This window comes from Frisingicoccus sp. (genome assembly GCA_016298055.1).
Lineage (GTDB): Bacteria > Bacillota > Clostridia > Lachnospirales > Lachnospiraceae > Frisingicoccus.
Genome location: JAEDDO010000023.1, coordinates 1 through 20,997 on the forward strand (window position 1 = coordinate 1; position 20,997 = coordinate 20,997).

14 protein-coding genes are annotated in these 20,997 nt (G+C 43.4%); 11 read left to right on the forward strand and 3 right to left on the reverse strand.

The features are described from left to right. Window positions 1–35: 35 nt before the first annotated feature. Together QZZ35_RS03570 and QZZ35_RS03575 are read left to right on the forward strand one after the other, a co-directional pair. Complete coding sequence (locus QZZ35_RS03570; RefSeq protein ID WP_291236192.1) at window positions 36–3,041, forward strand: protein kinase domain-containing protein; 3,006 nt, start codon at window positions 36–38, stop codon at window positions 3,039–3,041. Between the two features lie 24 nt (window positions 3,042–3,065). Further along, window positions 3,066–3,830 (forward strand): hypothetical protein, encoded by a 765-nt coding sequence (locus tag QZZ35_RS03575; RefSeq protein ID WP_291236193.1) that lies wholly within the window; start codon window positions 3,066–3,068, stop codon window positions 3,828–3,830. A 78-nt stretch (window positions 3,831–3,908) separates the two neighbouring features. Here QZZ35_RS03575 and QZZ35_RS03580 read toward each other — a convergent pair whose 3' ends face one another. Continuing rightward, the gene (locus QZZ35_RS03580) at window positions 3,909–4,346 is read right to left on the reverse strand and encodes a hypothetical protein (RefSeq protein ID WP_291236194.1); all 438 of its coding nucleotides are present in this window, start codon (window positions 4,344–4,346) and stop codon (window positions 3,909–3,911) included. Between the two features lie 95 nt (window positions 4,347–4,441). On the opposite strand from QZZ35_RS03580, the gene QZZ35_RS03585 reads away from it, so the two are divergent. The 7 genes from QZZ35_RS03585 (at window position 4,442) to QZZ35_RS03615 (ending at window position 16,013) form a co-directional block, all read left to right on the forward strand. Then, window positions 4,442–7,855 carry a PD-(D/E)XK nuclease family protein gene (locus tag QZZ35_RS03585; RefSeq protein ID WP_291236195.1) on the forward strand — a complete coding sequence of 1,138 codons (3,414 nt, stop codon included), beginning with the start codon at window positions 4,442–4,444 and terminating at the stop codon, window positions 7,853–7,855. Continuing rightward, on the forward strand, window positions 7,810–11,406 hold the full coding sequence (gene addA / locus QZZ35_RS03590; RefSeq protein WP_291236196.1) for a helicase-exonuclease AddAB subunit AddA: 3,597 nt from the start codon (window positions 7,810–7,812) through the stop codon (window positions 11,404–11,406). Before QZZ35_RS03585 ends, addA begins: the two co-directional genes overlap by 46 nt. A 59-nt stretch (window positions 11,407–11,465) precedes the next feature. Continuing rightward, a complete protein-coding gene (locus QZZ35_RS03595; RefSeq protein WP_320876601.1) occupies window positions 11,466–11,708 on the forward strand; it encodes a small, acid-soluble spore protein, alpha/beta type in 243 nt (80 codons plus the stop codon). A gap of 3 nt (window positions 11,709–11,711) precedes the next feature. Next, a complete protein-coding gene (locus tag QZZ35_RS03600) occupies window positions 11,712–12,497 on the forward strand; it encodes a class I SAM-dependent DNA methyltransferase (protein WP_291236197.1) in 786 nt (261 codons plus the stop codon). A 6-nt stretch (window positions 12,498–12,503) separates the two neighbouring features. Next, entirely contained in the window at window positions 12,504–13,412 is a 909-nt protein-coding gene (gene hslO, locus QZZ35_RS03605) for an Hsp33 family molecular chaperone HslO (RefSeq protein WP_291236198.1), read from the forward strand. Window positions 13,413–13,538: 126 nt separating this feature from the next. Next, entirely contained in the window at window positions 13,539–15,473 is a 1,935-nt protein-coding gene (gene ftsH / locus QZZ35_RS03610) for an ATP-dependent zinc metalloprotease FtsH (RefSeq protein ID WP_291236199.1), read from the forward strand. Between the two features lie 168 nt (window positions 15,474–15,641). Beyond that, window positions 15,642–16,013, forward strand: coding sequence for a desulfoferrodoxin family protein (locus QZZ35_RS03615; RefSeq protein ID WP_291234397.1), 372 nt, complete (start codon window positions 15,642–15,644; stop codon window positions 16,011–16,013). 98 nt (window positions 16,014–16,111) lie between these two features. Here QZZ35_RS03615 and QZZ35_RS03620 read toward each other — a convergent pair whose 3' ends face one another. Together QZZ35_RS03620 and pyrB are read right to left on the reverse strand one after the other, a co-directional pair. Further along, window positions 16,112–16,537 carry an aspartate carbamoyltransferase regulatory subunit gene (locus QZZ35_RS03620; RefSeq protein ID WP_291236200.1) on the reverse strand — a complete coding sequence of 142 codons (426 nt, stop codon included), beginning with the start codon at window positions 16,535–16,537 and terminating at the stop codon, window positions 16,112–16,114. Further along, window positions 16,531–17,451 carry an aspartate carbamoyltransferase gene (gene pyrB, locus QZZ35_RS03625; RefSeq protein ID WP_291236201.1) on the reverse strand — a complete coding sequence of 307 codons (921 nt, stop codon included), beginning with the start codon at window positions 17,449–17,451 and terminating at the stop codon, window positions 16,531–16,533. The genes QZZ35_RS03620 and pyrB overlap by 7 nt, the downstream gene beginning before the upstream one ends. Before the next feature lie 235 nt (window positions 17,452–17,686). Here pyrB and QZZ35_RS03630 point away from each other — a divergent pair, with 235 nt between their 5' ends. Both QZZ35_RS03630 and QZZ35_RS03635 read left to right on the forward strand, forming a co-directional pair. Continuing rightward, window positions 17,687–19,162, forward strand: a complete 1,476-nt coding sequence (locus QZZ35_RS03630) for a methyltransferase domain-containing protein (protein WP_291236202.1) — start codon at window positions 17,687–17,689, stop codon at window positions 19,160–19,162. 109 nt (window positions 19,163–19,271) lie between these two features. Beyond that, window positions 19,272–20,957, forward strand: a complete 1,686-nt coding sequence (locus tag QZZ35_RS03635) for a Na/Pi cotransporter family protein (RefSeq protein WP_291236203.1) — start codon at window positions 19,272–19,274, stop codon at window positions 20,955–20,957. Window positions 20,958–20,997 lie beyond the last annotated feature (40 nt).

Genomic DNA, 20,997 nt, shown 5'->3' on the forward strand with positions numbered 1-20,997 from the left:
AGGTTTATGACTGTCAGTGAGGAAAGGACAGGTCTATGAACAGAGAGAGGCAGATACGAAAAATCGGAGAAAAAATTTTACTTGGCAATGTTGAATATCAGATTAAAAATGTGATCGGTTTTGGCGGAAGCAGCATTGTGTACCGGGCTGTGTACCGGGATGAACTGAACAGAGACAGTTTTCATCAGGTATTGATCAAAGAACTATTTCCATTTAGCTGGAAAGGTGAAGTGTGGCGTGATGAAGAGGGCTGTATTGTCACGGATGACAGGGGCATAGAGCTGATGCAGGATGCGCGGGAGAGTTTCCTTCAGGGAAATCAGGCAAATCTGGAGCTTTTGCTTAAAGATCCGGAGCAGATATCGGGCAACCTGAATTCGTTTGAAGCCTACGGCACCTGTTATTCTGTTTTGACCGTGCATGGCGGCCAGAGTCTGGAACAGCTTTTGGAAGAAGGTAAATATACGTCACTGGCAGCTGCGGCGGATGTGATGCTGAAGTTGCTGGATGCTCTGGAGTGTTTCCATAAAGAAAATATTTTACATCTGGATATCAGTCCGGATAATATTCTGGTTCTGAAAAGGCAGGCACTGCTCATTGACTATAACAGCACATGGAAAATGGATGCGGAACAGAGTGACTGCTTCTTTTTCAGTGAAAAAGAAGGTTATTCGGCGCCGGAGATTTATTTGAGAGATTACGACGGAATCGGTCCCCAAACGGATTTATACTCTGTATGTGCCGTCTTTTTCCGTATGGTTACGGGAAGAAAACTTGATATGGAGGAAGTTATGGGCAAGGGACTTCGGAGAAGTTTTCCGAAATCCTTGAAAATTTTCCAAGATGAGCCGGTAACGGCCTCCTTTAAGACAGTAGAAATTTTAACAAAAGGTCTGAACATCATTGGCAGTATGCGTTATCAGTCGATTGATGCACTGAGACAAGATATCCTTGAATTGATTCGGCGCATTGAGGGTAAAGGAATATCTGCCAGTGCCATCTGGGAAAACAGCAGAACGCAGCGAATGGCATGGAAACAAAAGGATGGCGCCTATTTGTCAAGAAATATTTTGATGGAAGATCCTAAGATGGGCGGCGAGGTGCTTTCCGAACAGGAATGTTTCCGACAATTATGCGATGGGGCCTGTATTTTGCTGAAAGGAACCGGTGGTATGGGAAAGACCCAGTATTTGTATCGGCTTTGGGGTGAAGGTGTGAAACGCTATCATCCGCAGGCCCCGGTCCTTATCTATATTCCGTTGGAGGATTATCAACAGACGCAGGGCGCATCCGAATATATCCGTCATTTTATTCTCAGAAATCTGAAATTTTCGGAAGAGACCAATTCCATGGAAGATGCACTGCATGAACTGAATCATCTTTTTGCGGCAGCAGGCAAAAAAAGTCCAAAAATCCTTTTACTTCTGGACGGGCTCAATGAGGCGGGAAGCCAGAGGCAGAATCTTCTTCGTGAAATAGAAGAACTGGGACAATACGACGGCGTGGGTATTCTTGTATCAGACCGGACGGACAGTGTGAAGCAATACGGGCTTTCCGATTTCAGGACAGCAAGTCTGATGCCTTTAACAGAAAAGACGGTCGTTGAGGAGTTAGACCGGTTTCGTTTGGAATGTCCGAAGGAGAAAAAACTTCGGGAGCTGCTTTCCAATCCCATGATGCTTTATTTGTACCGGAGTGCCAGTATGATGTCTGTGGAAAACGGAGGAAAGGAATTGTGGAAAACACCGGAAAATCTGGAGGAACTTGTGGATTTTTATATTGAAAATCTGCAGCGTCTTCAAAAACGCAGAGATTCGGGTGATGAATCCAGGCAGCTTCTGCATGACTATCTTCTGGAGCATTTATTGCCGGCGATTGCGAGAGAGCTGGAAAAAAGGAAAAAAACGATTCTTTCTATGGAGGAGTTGTACATCCTCGCAAGTCGGGATTACAAGAATATGAAAAGTAAACTTTTCGGACTTGCTTTTCCGAAATACATGGGAAAATCCAGATTGATTCTGGGCGGCATATCCAATGACCGGGAATGGTTTGATTATGCTGTGTCCGAACAGTTGATCGGGCAGATGAATCTTATGGAGCAGACAGCAGAAGGAAACTTTGGATTGATCCATGATAATTTTACCGGATATTTTGCGGATAAATGGGCGGATAATCAGAAAATCTGGCAGCAATATCATCGAAAATACGTTATAAAACGGGCAGCGATCGGTGTTATGGTTTTGTTTCTGCTTGCCGGAGGGGGCGCGGCTGCTTTTCGCATATGGGGACCTTCTGACAGGACCATTTCTGAGGCAGACAGAAAGGAAATCGGAAATGTCACCCGAAGTCTTAACAGTAATGCGGGATGCTGGAACGGCATCATGAAAGCCCAATATAAGATTTTGGAGACGGCGGATCAGGAAAGTGTTTACGACAATACGCCGGAGGGAAGAGAAGCACTGCTGAGTGCTATTGACAGCGGAGAAAAAAAGGTGACTTCTTACTATAATGAATTTTTCAGGATGCCTTACAGTGAAGGCGCAGGCGAGCGTTCTTATAATTATCTGGATACGGCAGTGGATATTTTTCCGGGCCTATCCAAAGAAACTTTGAGCAGGGTGTATATGGAGCCGGATGTGCAAAAAACAAATGTGATGCTGTGCATGGACTATTTGAAAAAAGCACTTTGTGAAGAAGACAGCGAAATGTTTTATTCGGACATAGATGATCGGAAAAATCTATTAAAAGCTTATCGTCAATATCTGGACGGAGCATCGGAATATTATTATCTGATTTATAATGAGATCTATATTGGAATGGATGATGAAAAAACTCAGGCGGATCTTAAAGAGCAGGTCGTTCAGACGATGTCCTGTTTCCCGCCGGAAGGTATGAAGTGGTCTCTGGGTGAAAAAACAGAAACGGAATTGAAGGATTTAATGTTGAAAGTGACAGAAACGGATGATTCGGATATGAAAATTGCTCAGTTAAATATGGCAAAATATCGTTTCCCTGTGCGAGAGATGGAATGGCCGTTTTAAAAAAGAGAAAAAGGGAAGAATGTTATGAAAAAAAGATTGGCTGGAATTATTGGAATGATGTTAGTGACTGTATGTGCATTGAGCGGATGCAGCGGTAAAAGTGAAAAAACGGAAGAAGTTTCCGAAGATTTTAAAAAAATCGTGGATGAATATGCAGTGATCACACTTCGTAAAGATGGGGAAAGTGCCCTGATTGATAAGGCTTATGCGGCTGTGTCCGAATACCTGGATCATCCGGGACCGGACCAGTTAGAGGCGACGGCACAGGAGATCGAAGATTCTTATGCACAGCTTTATGACCAGTACGATCAACTGGAGGACTATCAGATGCCGGAAGATATTTCGGGGCTCATTGAAGATTACGGTATTTATTATGAGGATTTTATGCTCTATGCGACCGAAGAAAAAAGTGAGATCGCTGATTATATTCAAAACTTATTAAATCTATATGAATATCTCGGCTATGAGGCAACTGATTTGCCAATGACAGAAGAAATGACATTCCATTTCAATATGGTGGATCAAATGCAACAGATACAGCGTAAATATATGTATACAAGTGTAAATTTCTGGTTCGCGGGACGTTCAGAGGCGGAAGTGGCTTACGTTCAGGAAGCTGTGACCGATAAATTTGTTTCATTTATCTCTGACGGACATGAGTGGGATAATGACCAGAAAAATGTGGAAGACAGATTAAATGCCTATCTTGATGAAATGGCAGATATGCGTCTTGAATGGGACATCTATCTTGGAGAACGGGAGGCAGAATTGAATTCGTCGAATCAATGATCCGATGAAATAGTAAAAGGTGATAAATACCCGAAAGGGCATTTATCACCTTTTTGTTGTGCACCATGAACCTGACCGCTAGTCACTCGCTTTTTTCAGGGCGTTGTCAATGGCTTCCAGTAAGAGGGACGCGGTATATTGGCTGGATTTATCATAGACAACCTGGTCGATGGGAACGCCGGAAGTGAGCTGGACGGTAATATTTTCAAGGCAGGATTCTAAAAGGGGATACATGGCAGTAACGCTTTCTTCTAAAGGTGAGACAGTGATACTGTTTATATGGTGAGAATCCACGGTAATTGAAAGATTGACAGGGCGGTCTCCAAGAAGAATGGATGAGGTATAGACCCCCGGCGTATATGTAGGTTCGGTTGGTTGTTTGCCCGGAGTGGCGGAATCTTTCAGAAAAAACATATAAAGAAAAAGAAAAATCATGATCAGGGCAAACAGAATGAAAAGCACCGTATAGATAATTTCTTTCATATGGAGAATGATAATTCGTGTTTTCGAACCCATAGTCGGCCTCCTTCAAAAATCTTTAATATAAACTATGTTTGAATGGATGAAAATATGCTATGATATAGAGCAGTAAAATGCGGGAGGTAAAAGAAATGTCGCTTCAGATGATTATTGGCGGAGAGGGCAGTTATCGCTCGGAACAGCTTTATCGAAAATTGATCGGGGAATCTATAGCCCATCCGGAACAGCAGTTTTTTCTGATCGTGCCGGAGCAGTATACGATGCAGACCCAGATGAAGATGACAGAACTGCATCCGGGACATGGGGTCATGAATGTGGATGTGGTCAGTTTTCCGCGTCTGGCCTATCGAATTTTTGACGAGATCGGCGGTATTCAGAAAAGTATTTTGGAAGATACGGGAAAAAGCATGGTGATCCGGCGGCTTCTTTCTGAACGGAAGGAAGAATTTGAGGCATTTGCGGGAAGCATCGGGAAGACCGGATTTGTGAAACAGGCGAAGTCCATGCTGTCTGAGCTGTTCCAGTACAGTGTTCAATCTTCGGATTTGGAGAAAAGCCGGGAGATCATCGGCGGTCAGACAATGCTCGGAAGAAAATTAAAAGATATCCAGGTGCTGTATGATGCTTTTAAAGATTATATGGCAGACACCTATATGACTGCGGAAGAACTTCTGGATGTTCTGGCGGATAAGATTCCGGGAGCACCTATGATGAAAGGCTCTGTCGTCTATATTGAAAATTTTACCGGATTTACACCATCCCAGTATCGTCTTTTAGAAGAACTTTTGAAAATGTGTGAGAGGGTCGTTATCGGACTGAGTATCGATATTCATGAGAAACCATATGATCTGGGAGAAGAATACCAGTTATTTTATCTGACAAAAGAAACCTTGTGGAAATTAAATAAGATGTGTATCCGATTGAATATAGAAAAGGAAGAGGATGTACTTTTGGATATTCCGAAAAAAGTACCGTCGGATATGGCGGAACAGATTTTTTTGGAACAGCATTTATTCCGGTTTCATCGTTTTATGCCATGGAAAGGTCAGACAGAACACACGAAAATTTACGCACTGACACATCCGACAGAGGAAATTGGCTTTGCAGCCTCAAAAATCCGTCAGATGGTCATGGAAAAGAGACTTTCTTACAGAGATTTTGCCATTGTTACAGGGGATGTGAGCCGATATCGGGAGACTGCAAGACAGCAGTTTCAGTCAATGGATATTCCGATATTTATTGATGATAAAGCGAATCTGTCGGACAACAGCTTCGTGGAAATGCTCAGAAGCAGTATGAATGTTATTTTGAAGGATTTCTCTTATGAGAGTGTTTTTCGCTATCTTCGTTCCGGATATTCGCTGACGGATCCGGAGGAGGCAGATATCCTCGATAATTACATTCTGGCAACGGGGATTCGGGGAAAGAAGAAATGGTCTTCCAATTTCATTAAACGTTCAAAAGACTATCAGCCGGATGATTTTCTTAAGATCAATCATATTCGGGAGATGGTTGTCAAAGAGCTGGAGCCCCTCTTTATTATGTATTCTTCGGGCACTGTTCGCAGGTATACGCAGGCTCTGCGTGATTTTATCGAAGGCATCGGAGGCGAAGGTCAGCTGGAAAGTTATGCGGAGGAACTGAATGCCATGGGGGATTTTGTTCATGGCCGGGAGTATATGCAGGTGTATGATGCTGTTATTTCTCTTCTGGAAAAGGCAGAGCAGATATTGGCGGATGAGCAGGTGACCTTAAAAGAGTATATGGATATTCTGGAAGCCGGATTTGAAGAAATACAGGTCGGTGTCATTCCGCCGACGCTGGATCAGGTCGTTTTAGGAGATCTCAAACGTACACGTCTCGGGGATATAAAGGTTTTATTTATGATCGGATGCAATGATGGTGTGATCCCGACGCCGCCGGTTTCCGGAGGTCTTATTCTGGACCGGGAGAAGGAGCTGCTTTCCGATTGTCCGATTGACCTGGCACCTACCGGGCGGCAGAACAGTTTCAGAGAAAAATTTTACATTTATACGGCCATGACAAAGCCGGAACAGGATCTGATCTTAACCTATGCCCAGATGGATGATAATGGAAAATCCTTGAGGCCGTCGGTGCTGTTAAAGGATGTAAGAGCTGTTTTTCCGGACATTCCGACGAACATTTTGGATCCGGAGGATAAGGGACGGATATTGTCAGGCATGCAGGAAAGTAAAAAATATCTTCTGGAGGGGCTTCGACTGCCAAAGGCCAGAGGGCCTTTATGGTCCGTTTTATTTGCCTGGTTTTTAAAAGACGAGAAAGGCGGAAAAGAGCTGAGCCAGTGGATATCGGAGATGTATGACAGGGAGAAAAATCATTTTCTTTCCCAGTCTATTGTGGAGTCACTTTACGGTATGCGGCCCTTAGCCAGCATCACGACTCTTGAAAAATATGCGGCCTGTGCCTATGCCCATTTTTTAAGTGCCGGATTAAAACTGGAAGAGAGAAAAACAGCAAAACTTCTTCCTCCGGATCTGGGAAACATTTTACACCAGTCTATGGAACGTTTTTCAAAGATGGTCGAAGCAAGTGAATACAGCTGGCAGACAATGACCGATGCGTTCAGAGATCAGACGATGGAACAGTGTGTTCTGGAAACCGGTATGGAATACGGCGCATCAATTTTTCTTGAGAGTCCCCGTTATGGCCACTATCTTGAACAGCTCGTCCGGATGGCAAAACGGACAGCATGGACGATACAGAAGCAGATATGTAAAGGCGAATTTACGCCGGCCGGATTTGAGACAAAATTTTCTGTAGGTGAAAAGGTGCGTCTTGTCGGTACAGTAGACCGATATGATATTTACGATCAGGAAGATGTTCGTGGACTTCGTATCGTGGACTATAAGTCGGGTAATAAGGAATTTGATCTGACGGAGATTTATTACGGACTTTCTCTGCAGCTCGTTGTTTATCTTGAGTCGATTGCCCGGATCGAGGGTTCAAAATATCCGAAGAAGAAAATCGTAAAAGCGGGTATGTTTTATTATCATATGAAGGATCCGATCCTTGACGAACTGCCGGAAACGGAGCAGGAGGGTGAGGATCAGCTGGCATCCATGCTTCGGATGGAAGGACTTCTGAATTCGGATCCGGAAGTTCTTTCATGGATGGACAGGGAACCGGCAAAAGCCCCTCAGATCCTTCATGTATCTTTAAAGAAGGATGGAAGTTTTTCAAAAAATGCGAATGTGGCTACGGAGGAACAGATCAACGATCTCGGCTATTTTGTGCACAGGAGGATTGAAGAACTGGCAGAGGGATGGATGTCGGGAAATATTTCGAAAAATCCATATTATTATATAAAAGGCAGTAAAAAGCGGACGGCCTGTGATTACTGCCATTACCGTGGAATCTGCGGTTTTGATGAGCGGCTTGAAGAGTGTGATTATCATCGTCTCATACCGCTCACGCCGGAAAATGTATGGGAACAGGTCTATAAGGAGGTGAAGGAAGCATGGGAAAATCGTGGACAGAAGAACAACGGCAGGTCATTGACTTAAGAGACCGAAGTCTTCTCGTTTCTGCTGCAGCCGGTTCGGGAAAGACGGCTGTTCTTGTAGAGCGTATTATAAAAAAAATCACAGATGAGAGCCGGCCGGTGGACATTGACCAGCTCCTTGTTGTGACATTTACAAAGGCGGCAGCATCCGAGATGCGGGAGCGTATTATGGCGGCTGTGGATGACAGACTTTCCATGGAACCGGAAAATCTTCACCTTCAGAGACAGAAAATGTTGATTCCGACAGCATTTATTACAACAATTGACAGTTTTTGCATGCGTGTTCTCAGAGAACATTTTGATGCGATCGATCTGGATCCGGGATTTCGTGTAGGTGATCCTCAGGAGATGATTCTGCTCAAGCAGGATGTGGCGGAAAAACTTCTTGAAGACAGTTATGAGAAGTCGGATCCGGAGTTTATACAGTTTGTTGATACCTATTCAAGCGGAAAGCTGGATAAGGGGCTGACAGACTGGATTTTAAAAATATATGAATTTTCTCAAAGCTATCCCTGGCCGGATCTATGGCTGTCGAAGGCTCTTGAATTAAATCCGGGGAACAGTAAAGAAATAAGGGATGAGAATCCAATCATTCAGCTTGTGATGGAAGAGGCCGGATATCTTATAAAAGAAATCGCAGACAGCATAAATCAGGCACTTGAACTGGTACAGAGAAGGGACGGTCCTTATCTGTATGAACCAATGCTTATTTCGGACATGGAGCAGTTGGAAAAAATGTTGGAATGCGATGATTATGGGGAAATGTATAATCTTATTCAGTGCATGACCTGGGAGCGTCTTTCAAGCAGAAAACAGGAAGCCGATCCGGATATAAAAGAGATGGTCAAGCGGCTTCGAAAAGAAGCCAAGGCACTTATGGAGTGGCTGAAAAAGAATTACTTTTCAGAAGACATTTCATCTATGATTGAGAAGGAACAGAGAATTTTCCCGGGACTTAAAGTATTGATTCATTTGACAGAGGAATTTTCAAAACGGTTTCAGGAAGAAAAAGAACAGAGAAATCTTATTGATTTCAGTGATTTAGAGCATCTGGCTTTGAAGATCCTTCTGGGAGAAGAACATAAGGCGACCGCTGTAGCAAAATCCTACAGGGAACAGTTTGAAGAAATCATGTGTGATGAATACCAGGACAGCAACCAGGTGCAGGAAACACTTTTAAACAGTATTTCAAGGGAAGAGGAAGGTCATCCGAACATTTTTGTCGTGGGAGATGTGAAGCAGAGTATTTATCGCTTCCGTCTGGCGGAACCGGAGATTTTTATGAAAAAATATGAAGCTTTTACAAAAGAAGAAAGCAGCCATCAAAAAATTGATCTCCATAAAAATTTCCGAAGCAGGGCCTGTGTTCTGGACAGCATAAATAATATATTTCAGGACTTGATGATTCCTTCGGTATGTGGTATTGTATATGATTCAGATGCGGCTTTAAATCCGGGGCTTACATATCCGGAAACGGAACATGAAGTATCTGAAACATCAGAATGGATACTTGTCGGTCATGACAAGGATAAGCGGTTGAGTAAACGGGAGGCTGAGGCGAAGGCCGTCGGCATTCGAATCCGGGAGCTTACAGATCCTGAGAAGGGATTGTGGGTCATGGATCCGGCTTCTGGACAATACAGAAAAGCGGATTACGGAGACATTGTTATTTTGCTCCGTACAGTGAAAAACTGGACGGAAGATTTTGTGCGTGTGCTTAAAGGTATGGGCATTCCTGCAATCGGGGAAACATCTTCCGGTTTTTTTGATACCATCGAGATACAGGGCATTTTAAATATGCTTCGTATACTGGACAATCCACTGCAAAATATTCCGATGGCCGCTGTGATGACTTCGGTTATCGGACAATTTTCAGATGAAGACATGGCAAAGATCCGGCTTCTGGACCGAAAAAAATATCTCTATGATGATATGAAATTATATTTAAGTGAAGGTGAAGATATTCTTCTTAAAGAAAAGATTCAGGCTTTTCTTGATATGTATGAGCGGTTTCGGAAAATGAAGATCCACCGGTCAATTGAAGAATTGATTCATGAGATTTATGATGCCACCGGATATGTCTGTCATATGACGGCTCTGCCCGGGGGCGAGCTCCGTCGTGCCAATCTGGAGCGGCTTGTAGCTTATGCTTCTGATTTTAAAAATACCAGTTACAGGGGATTGTTTCATTTCCTTAGATATGTGGATCAGCTCAAAGAGGCAAAGGAGGATGTGGGTGAGGCACTTCTTCCGGATGATGCGGGGAAAACCGTTCGTATTATGAGTATCCATAAGAGTAAAGGGTTGGAGTATCCAATCTGCATTGTCGCCGGTCTTGGAAAGATCATGAATTTTACAGAGTCCAGGAGCCGTATTGTTGTCCATTCCAGATATGGTGTGGCGGCAGACGGGGTGGACCTTTCTCTAAGGGCAAAGATTCACAGTCTGTCACGAAAAGTTTTTGCGCGTAAACTGCTTCAGGATCAGATGGGTGAAGAGATCCGGGTCCTTTATGTGGCTATGACAAGGGCAAGGGAAAAGCTGATTTTGATCGGTACGGTGGAAGATGGGGCAAAGACTCTGGAAAAATGGGAATATATGTCTTGTCAGGAAGTGGCTCTGACATACAGTCAGATTATGGGGGCTTCCTCTTATTTTGACTGGATCGGTCCGCTGCTGTTTTCCGACGGAAAAATGGGAGCATCGAAGGGGTTTGAATTTCGTTATATGGGGCTTTCAGATCTTGCTGCGGATGAAGTGAGAGAAGAGATCGAGGATGAAGTATCCGCAAGATTATTGGAAAATTACAGCCATGTTCCTGCACAATTACAGCCTTTATTTGATGAGGTCAATGAGAAACTGGGATGGACATATCCGAAGGAATGGCTTACAAAACTTCAGGGTAAGATGACGGTCAGTGAACTGAAAAAAATGGCAGGTGAGAGCATGCCCGGCGCGGTGCTGTATCCGGAGGAAAAGAAGACTAAGCCGGCAGATAAGGATGAGGCTTTATATATGGCTCAGCAAAAAGGAACGGCTACTCATAAGATTTTTGAGCTTTTGCCTTTTGCGGATATCGCTTCGATTCAGGATGTGGAAGATTTTATTCATCAATGTGTGGAAAAAGAGCAGATTCCGGCCTTTTGGGAAGATTTGATCCCAAAAGATAAAATTTATGATTTCTGCTGTTCAGAACTGGGACAGCGTTTGGCTTTAGCTCAGAAGAACGGGCATCTTTTTCGGGAAAGACCCTTTGTTATGGGGATCCCTGCATCGGATGTTTATCCGGATGCCAATGTGTACAAGGATGTAAAGGAGCGTATATTGATCCAGGGTGTGATCGACGTCTATTTTGAAGAGGAAGACGGCGTCGTGCTGATGGATTATAAAACCGACAGAGTACCCTGGGGTAAAGCCGGCGAAGAACTTCTGATCCGCAGATATAAGACCCAGCTCGATTACTATCAGCAGGCTATTGAGCAGATTACAGGAAAAAAAGTTAAAGACAGAATTTTATATTCTGTTATAATGAACAGAGAAATTCATTGCTGATGAATAGACCGGCTTTTCCGTGGTCATAATCACAATAAGGGAAAGGCAGGTGCAGATTTATGTGTCATACAGGCGAACCCCGCTGGATGGAAGTGATGGAAAAGTTCAATGACCCGAAGGCGTGGTCAAAAAAGACGCCAAAACAGCAGGAAAATGAACGGCTGAAATTTGAAGTGGCCTGGGAACTTGGACTGCTTGACAAGCTGGAGGCTGTGGGGTTTAAGGGACTGACAGCCAGAGAGACAGGGCGCATCGGCGGCAGAATGAATCAAAAGAAAAAAGAGAAAAGAAATGGGGAATAAGGCATGGAAGCTTATTCAGAATTTGCCCATGTATATGATTTGTTCATGGACAATATACCATATGAAGAATGGTGTGATTATCTTGTAATGCTTTTAAATAAATACGGCATTCAGGACGGACTCGTGCTTGAGCTTGGATGCGGTACCGGGAATATGACAGAAGCCTTAAGAAAAAAGGGGTATGATATGATCGGTATCGATAATTCGGAGGAGATGCTGGCAGAAGCTATGGAAAAGGGCATGGAGGAAGAGGCGGATGGGGGACCGGCAGCCTTATATCTGTGTCAGGATATGAGAGAATTTGAACTTTACGGCACGGTCCGGGCAGCAGTCAGCGTCTGCGACAGTATGAATTATATTTTAGATGCGGAAGATCTTTTGCAGGTTTTTAAACTGGTCAATAATTATCTTGATCCTGAGGGGGTATTTATCTTTGATTTAAATACCCGGTATAAATATGAACATATTCTCGGAGAACAGACCATCGGTGAGACGAGAGAGGATCACTGTTTTATATGGGATAATTATTATGATAAGGAATCCGGGCTGAATGAGTATGTACTGAATCTTTTTATACAGAGTGATGACGGCCGCTATGACCGGTTTGAGGAAGTACATTATCAGAAGGCTTATGATCTGGAGGAGATACGGGGGCTCATTGAGCGTTCCGGTCTTCGATGGGAAGGGGCTTTTGACGCATTTACTTTAGATCCGGTACGGGAAGATTCTGAGCGTATTTATATTATTGCCAGAGAACATGGAAAAAAGAAAAAGACAGAAGAGAGGTAAAATAAAATGTCATGCAGTAAACCAGAACAGAAACAGGGAGTCGATTATATTATCCGTGCAACAGACGGAAAACATCAGGTACGTATTTTTGCGGCAACAACAAGAGAGACAGTGGAATATGCCAGACAGATCCACCAGACAAGTCCGGTGGCTACAGCCGCTCTCGGACGTCTTTTGACAGCAGGTGCCATGATGGGATGTATGCAGAAGGGTGAAGATGATGTTTTGACACTTCAGATCAAGTGCAGCGGTCCGATCAAAGGACTTACAGTGACAGCTGACGGCCGGTCAAAAGTCAAAGGTTATGTGGACAATCCGGTTGTTATGCTTCCTCCGAATGCCCAGGGAAAACTGGATGTGGGCGGTGCCCTGGATATGGGTGTGATGAGTGTCATTAAAGATATGGGATTAAAAGAGCCTTATGTGGGACAGACCCATCTTGTTTCCGGTGAGATCGCAGAAGATCTGGCTTATTATTTTGCAACGTCCGAACAGGTGAATTCCAGTGTGGCGCTTGGTGTTCTCATGGATAAAGACAATACGGTAAAAAGAGCCGGCGGTTTTATCCTTCAGCTCATGCCTTTTGCTGAGGATGAGGTGATCGATCAGCTTGAAAAGAATATCGGAAATCTGCCTCCGGTAACGACAATGCTGGAGGAGGGCAATACACCGGAGGATATGATCCGCAGAGTTTTGGAAGGTCTGGATGTGGAAATCATGGAAAAAATCCCGACAGGATTCGAATGCAACTGCTCAAAAGAACGTGTGGAAAGAGCTATTGTCAGCATTGGAAGAGATGAAATACAGTCCATGATCGATGACGGTGAACCGATTGAAGTCAACTGTCATTTCTGCAACAGCCACTACATATTCTCAGTGGATGATTTAAAAACAATTATTGAGCGAAGCCGCTAATTCTAAAAAAAGTGTGAACTTTCGAAAATAAAAGAAAGATGACTTGAATTTCTCCGATATCGTGTTACAATAAACTCATAAATCAGCACTCGATGATGATGAGTGCTAATAAAAGGAGAATTTAGTATGGGCGAAGAAAGAGAAAATGATTTAAAAAAGACAAGCCCGCCGCCGATGGGAAATCAGCAGCCGGGAAATCGTGGCAATAATAATACACCTCCGAACAGACAGGGAGGACCTTCCTTTGACAGATTAATTTTGTTTTTCCTTATTGGATTAGCCATTACGATGCTTTTAAATAATTTTATCGGACGTGCTTTTCAGGATGCAGCAGTCAAACAGATCAGTTACAGTGAGTTTATGGACAGAGCTAAAGAAGGAAAAGTGCAGGCAGTCAATATTGATGAAACGGAAGGAAAGATTTACATTTATCCGAGTGACAAGGACACCGACCGGGGCATGGTGCAGGCTTATTATACAGGTATTATTTATTCGGATACAACACTTACCGAAAAGATGGAAGCCTATGGTGTTGAACTGAATGCGGAGATTCCGACGCGAACATCCTCGATTATGGATACACTTGTTTCCTGGGTTATTGTTCCTCTGATCATTTTCTGGTTCCTGTCTTTCATTATGAGGAAAGCTTCCAGCGGCATGCCGGGCATGGGCGGCATGGGTGCTATGGGAAAGAGCCGTGCCAAGGAATATGTGGCAGAAGGACCGAAGGTAACATTTAAGGATGTGGCCGGTCAGGATGAAGCGAAAGAATCCCTGATGGAGATTGTGGATTATCTGAATAAACCGGAGAAGTATAAAGAAGTTGGAGCTAAACTTCCGAAAGGTGCCCTTCTTGTGGGACCTCCGGGAACAGGTAAGACCCTTCTTGCCAAGGCAGTGGCCGGAGAAGCGGGGGTACCGTTTTTCTCACTGGCAGGTTCGGATTTTGTCGAGATGTTTGTAGGTATGGGTGCATCCCGTGTAAGAGACTTGTTCAAACAGGCTGAAGCGAAGGCACCATGTATTATTTTTATCGATGAGATCGATGCGATCGGTAAGAGCCGTGATAATCAGCTCGGAAGCAACGATGAGCGTGAGCAGACACTGAACCAGCTGCTGACAGAGATGGATGGTTTTGATGACAGCAAGGCAGTTGTCGTTCTTGCGGCAACGAACCGTCCGGAAGTTCTGGATAAGGCACTTCGCCGTCCGGGACGTTTTGACCGTACGATCAGCGTGACTCAGCCGGATAAGCAGGGAAGAATCGATATTCTTAAAGTTCATTGTAAGAAGGTCAAGCTGGACGAGAGCGTGAATCTTGATGCCATTGCGCTGGCAACATCCGGGGCTTCCGGTGCCGATCTTGCCAATATCGTCAATGAGGCGGCCCTTCGTGCAGTGCGTATGGGACGGCGCCTGATCAGTCAGGAAGACCTTTTCGAATCCGTTGAAGTGATTATCGCCGGACAGCAGCGAAAGAATCATATTATGAGCCGGGAAGAGCGGGAAATCGTTGCTTTTCACGAGATCGGTCATGCACTTGTGGCAGCAAAACAGAAGAATACACAGCCGATTCAGAAGATTACGATTATTCCGAGAACATCCGGGGCTCTTGGATATACGATGCAGATGCCGACAGAAGAGCGGTTTCTGATGAAGAAGTCAGAGATGCTGGAAGAACTTGTGACTTATCTTGGCGGACGTGCCGCAGAGGAAGTTCAGTTTGGCAGCATTACAACAGGCGCATCCAATGATATTGAGAAAGCAACCGATCTTGCAAGAAAGATGGTAACGATGTATGGTATGTCCGATGAATTCGGAATGATGGGGCTTGAGATTCCTGGAAGCCAGTATATGGACGGACGTCCGGTCAAGACCTGTGCCGATGAGACCATGGTGAAAGCGGATGAAATCGTTCGCCGTGTCCTGGAGGAAGCTTATCAGAAAGCAGTTCGTATTTTGACAGAGAATAAGTCGATTCTTGAAAAATCAGCCACCTTCCTTCTCGAGAAGGAGACGATCACCGGTCAGGAATTCATGGATTTTATTAATGAACCATAGGGGACGGAGTTTTCTGGCTTTTTGATATAAATGATAAAGGCGAAATCAGTTTAGATGATTTCGCCTTTTTTGCAAAAAAAGCCAGAAAACTCCGTCCCCATTGGTTGAAAATAATAAAAAAAAGTGTATAATAAAACTGTAAACTTTAAAGTTGAGGAGGAAAAAACTATGAAATTTTATGTATGTGGACATTGCGGTAACATCATCATTTATGCAAAGAATGCAGGTGTGCCTGTAGTATGCTGTGGAGAGAAGATGAAAGAACTTGTACCTGGTACAACAGATGCAGCTGTAGAAAAACATGTTCCTGTTATTAAGACAGAAGGACAGAAGGTTGTTGTAGAAGTTGGCAGTGTTACACATCCTATGATCGCTGAACATTATATCGAATGGATCGTTCTTGAGACAGAAAAAGGCTATCAGAAAGTTGATTTAAAACCGGAAGAAGCTCCAAGAGCAGAATTTGCTTTAACAGAATCTGATAAAGTTGTTGCAGCGTATGCATACTGCAATCTTCACGGACTTTGGAAAGCAGAATAATTCTGGGACAGATACATATCTGATTCTTTAGAATCGTAAGAAACTATGAAAATGCCCGTTATCGGCTGTGTGGCTGATATCGGGCATAAACTTTTGTTTTATTTCATGTCAAACTTTTCTTCGCAGTAAATGCAGCGATAGGTTTTTGCTTCCGGATCTGTCAGTTTGAAGATCTGAGGAAGTTCCTGTTCAACAGAAGAGATACAACGTGGATTTTTGCAGCGGATAACGTTGGTGATCGTCTTCGGAAGTTCCGGTTTTTCTTTCTTGACAATCTTGCCGCCTTTGATAATGTTTACGGTAATTTCATCATCGATAAATCCTAAAATATCCAGATCCAGATTCATATTACCCTGAACTTTGATAATGTCTTTTTTACCCATCTTGTTACTGGAAGCATTCTTGATAATTGCAACCTGGCAGTCCAGCTTATCCAGACGGAGATATTTGTAAATGTCCATGCTCTTACCGGCACGGATATGGTCGATAACATAGCCTTCTTCAATACCACTGATATTTAACATAATTCTACCCCCAGAAGTTTCATAATTAAAGCCATACGTACATAAACACCGCATTCTGCCTGTTTAAAGTAAACAGCTCTCGGGTCATTGTCAACTTCGACAGAAATCTCGTTCACACGAGGCAGTGGGTGAAGTACAAGCATATCTTCTTTTGCGAGTGCCATCTTGGCTGTGTCAAGGATGTATTTATCTTTTAAACGGATATAGTCTTCTTCATTGAAGAAACGTTCCTTCTGGACACGTGTCATGTAAAGAATATCCAGTTCCGGCATAACAGATTCAAGATCCTCAGTCTCTTTGAATTCTGTATGGGTTTTCTGAAGAACTTCTTTCCGGATATAAGAAGGAATCTTTAATTCTTCAGGGGAAATCAGGACAAATCTAATATTCGTATAACGAACAAGCGCACTGATCAGAGAATGGACCGTACGTCCGAATTTCAGGTCTCCGCATAAACCGATCGTCAGGTTGTCGAGACGACCTTTCAGAGAATGAATGGTTAAAAGGTCTGTTAAAGTCTGAGTCGGATGCTGATGTCCGCCGTCACCGGCATTAATAACCGGGACAGATGCGTGTGTTGCTGCAACAAGGGCAGCACCTTCTTTTGGATGGCGCATGGCAATAATATCCGCATAGCTGGATACAACGCGAATGGTATCCGCAACGCTTTCACCTTTGGATGCAGAACTGTCGTTACCGCTGGAAAAACCGAGTACGCTTCCGCCAAGATTGAGCATAGCAGCCTCAAAGCTGAGACGTGTACGTGTACTTGGCTCGTAGAAAAGTGTTGCCAGTTTTTTGCCGTGGCAGATCTCGCTGTAACGGCTGCGGTCTTTTTGAATATCTTCTGCCAGAAGAAGGAGTTCTTCTGTCTCTTCAACGGAAAAATCTAATGGATTAATTAAATGTTTCATAGATACCTCCATGGTCTTGTTTTGTTTCATAACTGTATCTATCATAATACAAATCGGTCAGTTATTCCATAGAATTTTTATGAAAAATGTAAAAAAATGTTTGGTGGGTCATCCAATAAATGTTTGACACTAAAAGATGTCTATGCTATGCTGAAAATAAAGATGAGTGATAAGAGGCTATCCCTGTGATGGCCTCATTTTATATCATTTGAGTGAAATCATAGGGAGTGTATGAATGATCAATAAAATATGTGCAGACATTATTGAAGAAAAAAATATTCGCGAGAATCTGATCCAGTTGAATCAAATGATTCGATCAGAAGACAATATGGATCGGTTTTTAGACATTTATTATGAAAATGAAGACGTTTTTATGGGGCTTCTGGAGCATGAGGATGCGAAAGTGCGGAAAAATATCATAAAGCTTTTAGGCAGGGTGGCAGATCCGGTACTTCTGGAGCCTTTGTTTTCCCACTATATGGAAGATGAGACCTTGTTCTTAAAAGGAGATTACCTGGCAGCTCTGGCAGCTTTTGACTATAAAGAATATCTTCCGGAACTAAAAAAGAGAAAAGAAGAGCTGGAGCACCAGGATCGTACAAAGCATTCTTCAGAGGAGATGAAGCAGCTTCAAAAATTGATATGGAAGATTGAACCTCCCAAAAAGCATCAGTTCCAAACGACCGGTGAGGAAGATGTGCTGTTGATCGTACCGAGAGGTCATGAAGAAAAAGTGCTGGAGGATGTGAGTAAAATTCCGGATACAAAGGGAAGAGCTATTGGAGGCGGATGCGTCCTACACACGAAAAATCTTGCGGATGTGGCAGATATCCGTACCTATCAGGCTCTTTTATTTGATTTTTATCCATCATTGATTCAGGCATCAAATGGCGGTGAGATCGGTCAATGCCTTCTTTCGGCCGGATTGCCAGACTATCTGAGAAAACATCATAAAGAAGATCAGCCATTTCTTTTCCGAACAGATGTGAAAGGCGTGGCATCAGTCTCTGAGAAAAATCAGATTGCCCGGGATTTTTCTGTGTATCTGGAAGAAAACAGCGGCGGACAACTGATCAATGAACCTTCGTTTTATGAAGTCGAGTTTCGTCTGATTGCCGGAAAAAAAGGATTTCGTGTATTTTTAAAACTGGCATCTCTGAAAGACGAGCGTTTCAATTACAGAAAATATGCTATGTCCACATCTATGCAGCCTTCAAAAGCAGCACTGATGATGAAGTATGTACAGCCTTATTTTAAAGAGGATGCCAATGTGCTTGATCCTTTCTGCGGAACAGGTACGCTGCTAATTGAGAGAGTTTTGGCGGGAAAGTGTAAGAGTATGTATGGTCTGGATATTTCCGGGCAGGCTATTCAGGCAGCATGGGAAAACAGCCGCAGAGCAGATAAGATGCTCAATCTGATTCAAAGAAACTTTAATGATTTTAAACATGAATATAAATTCGATGAAATTTTGACGGATATGCCGCGTCAATCTTCATCTGTGAAATCAAAACAGTTAGAATATCTCTATGAACTTCTCTTTTTAAAGAGTCGTGAGCTGATGGCCGATCAGGCTGTTCTGGCAGTTTATTGTGAAAACAAAGAGCTGATGGACAGACAGATTTCACGGAATCGCTGGCTTAAATGTCTGAAGCGTATTCCGATGTCAAAAGATCAGACAACATGGCTGTTTATACTGCAAAATTCTTAGCCTTGCAAAACACGGTATAAACGTGATACTATTTTACTGTTGCAATGTCAAAGGATTTTGACTTTAGTATTATTTTAATGTGTAGAAGACATTTAGGAGGAGAAGAAACATGTCAATCACAGACATAGAGATGCTGTTCCGGTTTGTCGGCGGACTTGGTATGTTCTTATATGGTATGCATATTATGGCAGACGGACTTCAGAAATCAGCCGGCGGCAAGATGAAACAGCTTCTTGGAGTTTTGACAAGCCACCGTATACTCGGTGTCCTTGTAGGTGCCCTTGTGACGGCCGTTATTCAGAGTTCATCTGCGACAACGGTCATGGTTGTCGGATTTGTTAATGCGGGGATTATTAATCTGACACAGGCAGTCGGTGTCATCATGGGTGCCAATATCGGTACAACTATTACAGCCTGGGTTGTTTCCATGAGTGAATGGGGCGAGATGCTCAAACCGGAATTTTTTGCACCTCTTTTGATTGGATTCGGTGCATTTATTCTTTTATTTTCCAAGAAGGAAAAGAAGCGTCAGGTCGGAGAGATTCTTGTCGGATTCGGTGTTTTATTTATTGGTTTAAGTTTTATGTCCGGTGCGATCACACCTTACAGAGATGCACCGATTTTTGCCACAGCCTTTCGAGTGCTCGGAAAGAATCCGATACTTGGAATTCTGACCGGTGCCGTTGTTACAGCTATTATCCAGAGTTCGTCAGCTTCTGTCGGTATTCTTCAGACTCTGGCGTTGAATGGGGTTGTTTCCTGGAACTCTGCGATCTATATTACATTAGGACAGAACATCGGTACATGCGTCACAGCCCTTCTGTCCAGTGCGGGGGCAAATCGCACAGCAAAGAGAGCAGCGGTCATCCATTTGTTATTTAATGTGCTTGGTGCCTTGATTTTTGGTGTACTGATGTTTGTTGTATTTACAATGAATCCGGCGTTTGCAAGCGGTAAAGTTACAAGTGTGGGCATTTCTGTTTTCCATACCATATTTAATATCACAAATACATTGGTATTATTTCCGTTTGCGAAGATTCTTGTTGAGCTTTCCGGAAAAATTATTCGTGAAAAGGAACCGGAACTTTCAGCAGCGGAGCTTTCACAGGACCCGGATATGGATGTGTTTGAACGACCTCATCTGGACCGCCGTATTTTAGGATCCACATCCTTTGCCATTCAGAGTGTGGCTGAGCAGGTCCTTCGGATGGGTGAACTTGCCAGAGAACATATGGATCTGGCAATGGACAGTGTATTTGAGGTAAGTGAAGAAAAGATCCAGCAGGCAGCACGCATGGAGAGAACCATGGATATGTTTGAAAAAGATCTGACGGAGTATCTGGTATATTTAAGCCATGAATCGCTTACAGAGTCTGAGATCCAGCAGGTCAGCCATCTTTTATTTACTGTCAGTGATTTTGAACGTATCGGTGATCATTGTGATAATATTGCGGAGCTTGCAGAGAGCCTTGTAAAAGAAGAAAGACAGCTTTCAGCCGATGCGGTTGAAGATTTGAAAGATATTCTGGATGTGGTTGTGAAAGCTGTTGATACAGCGATTGAATCACGCAGAAAAGAATCGATTATCGATGCACGCCGTGTGTATATGCTGGAAGATGATGTGGACAGTATGGAAGAAGAACTGCGTCACAGTCATATGGAGCGATTGTCAAAGGGTTTATGTTCTGCTGATACAGGTATCGTATTTCTTGATATCCTGAGTAATTTGGAGCGTATTTCCGATCATGCAGTTAATATCGCAGAATATGTGGAGGCAGAGAAAGTAGCTGCTTAAATGAACTCAGATAAATATTTTTGTGTAATTAAAGGTCTTG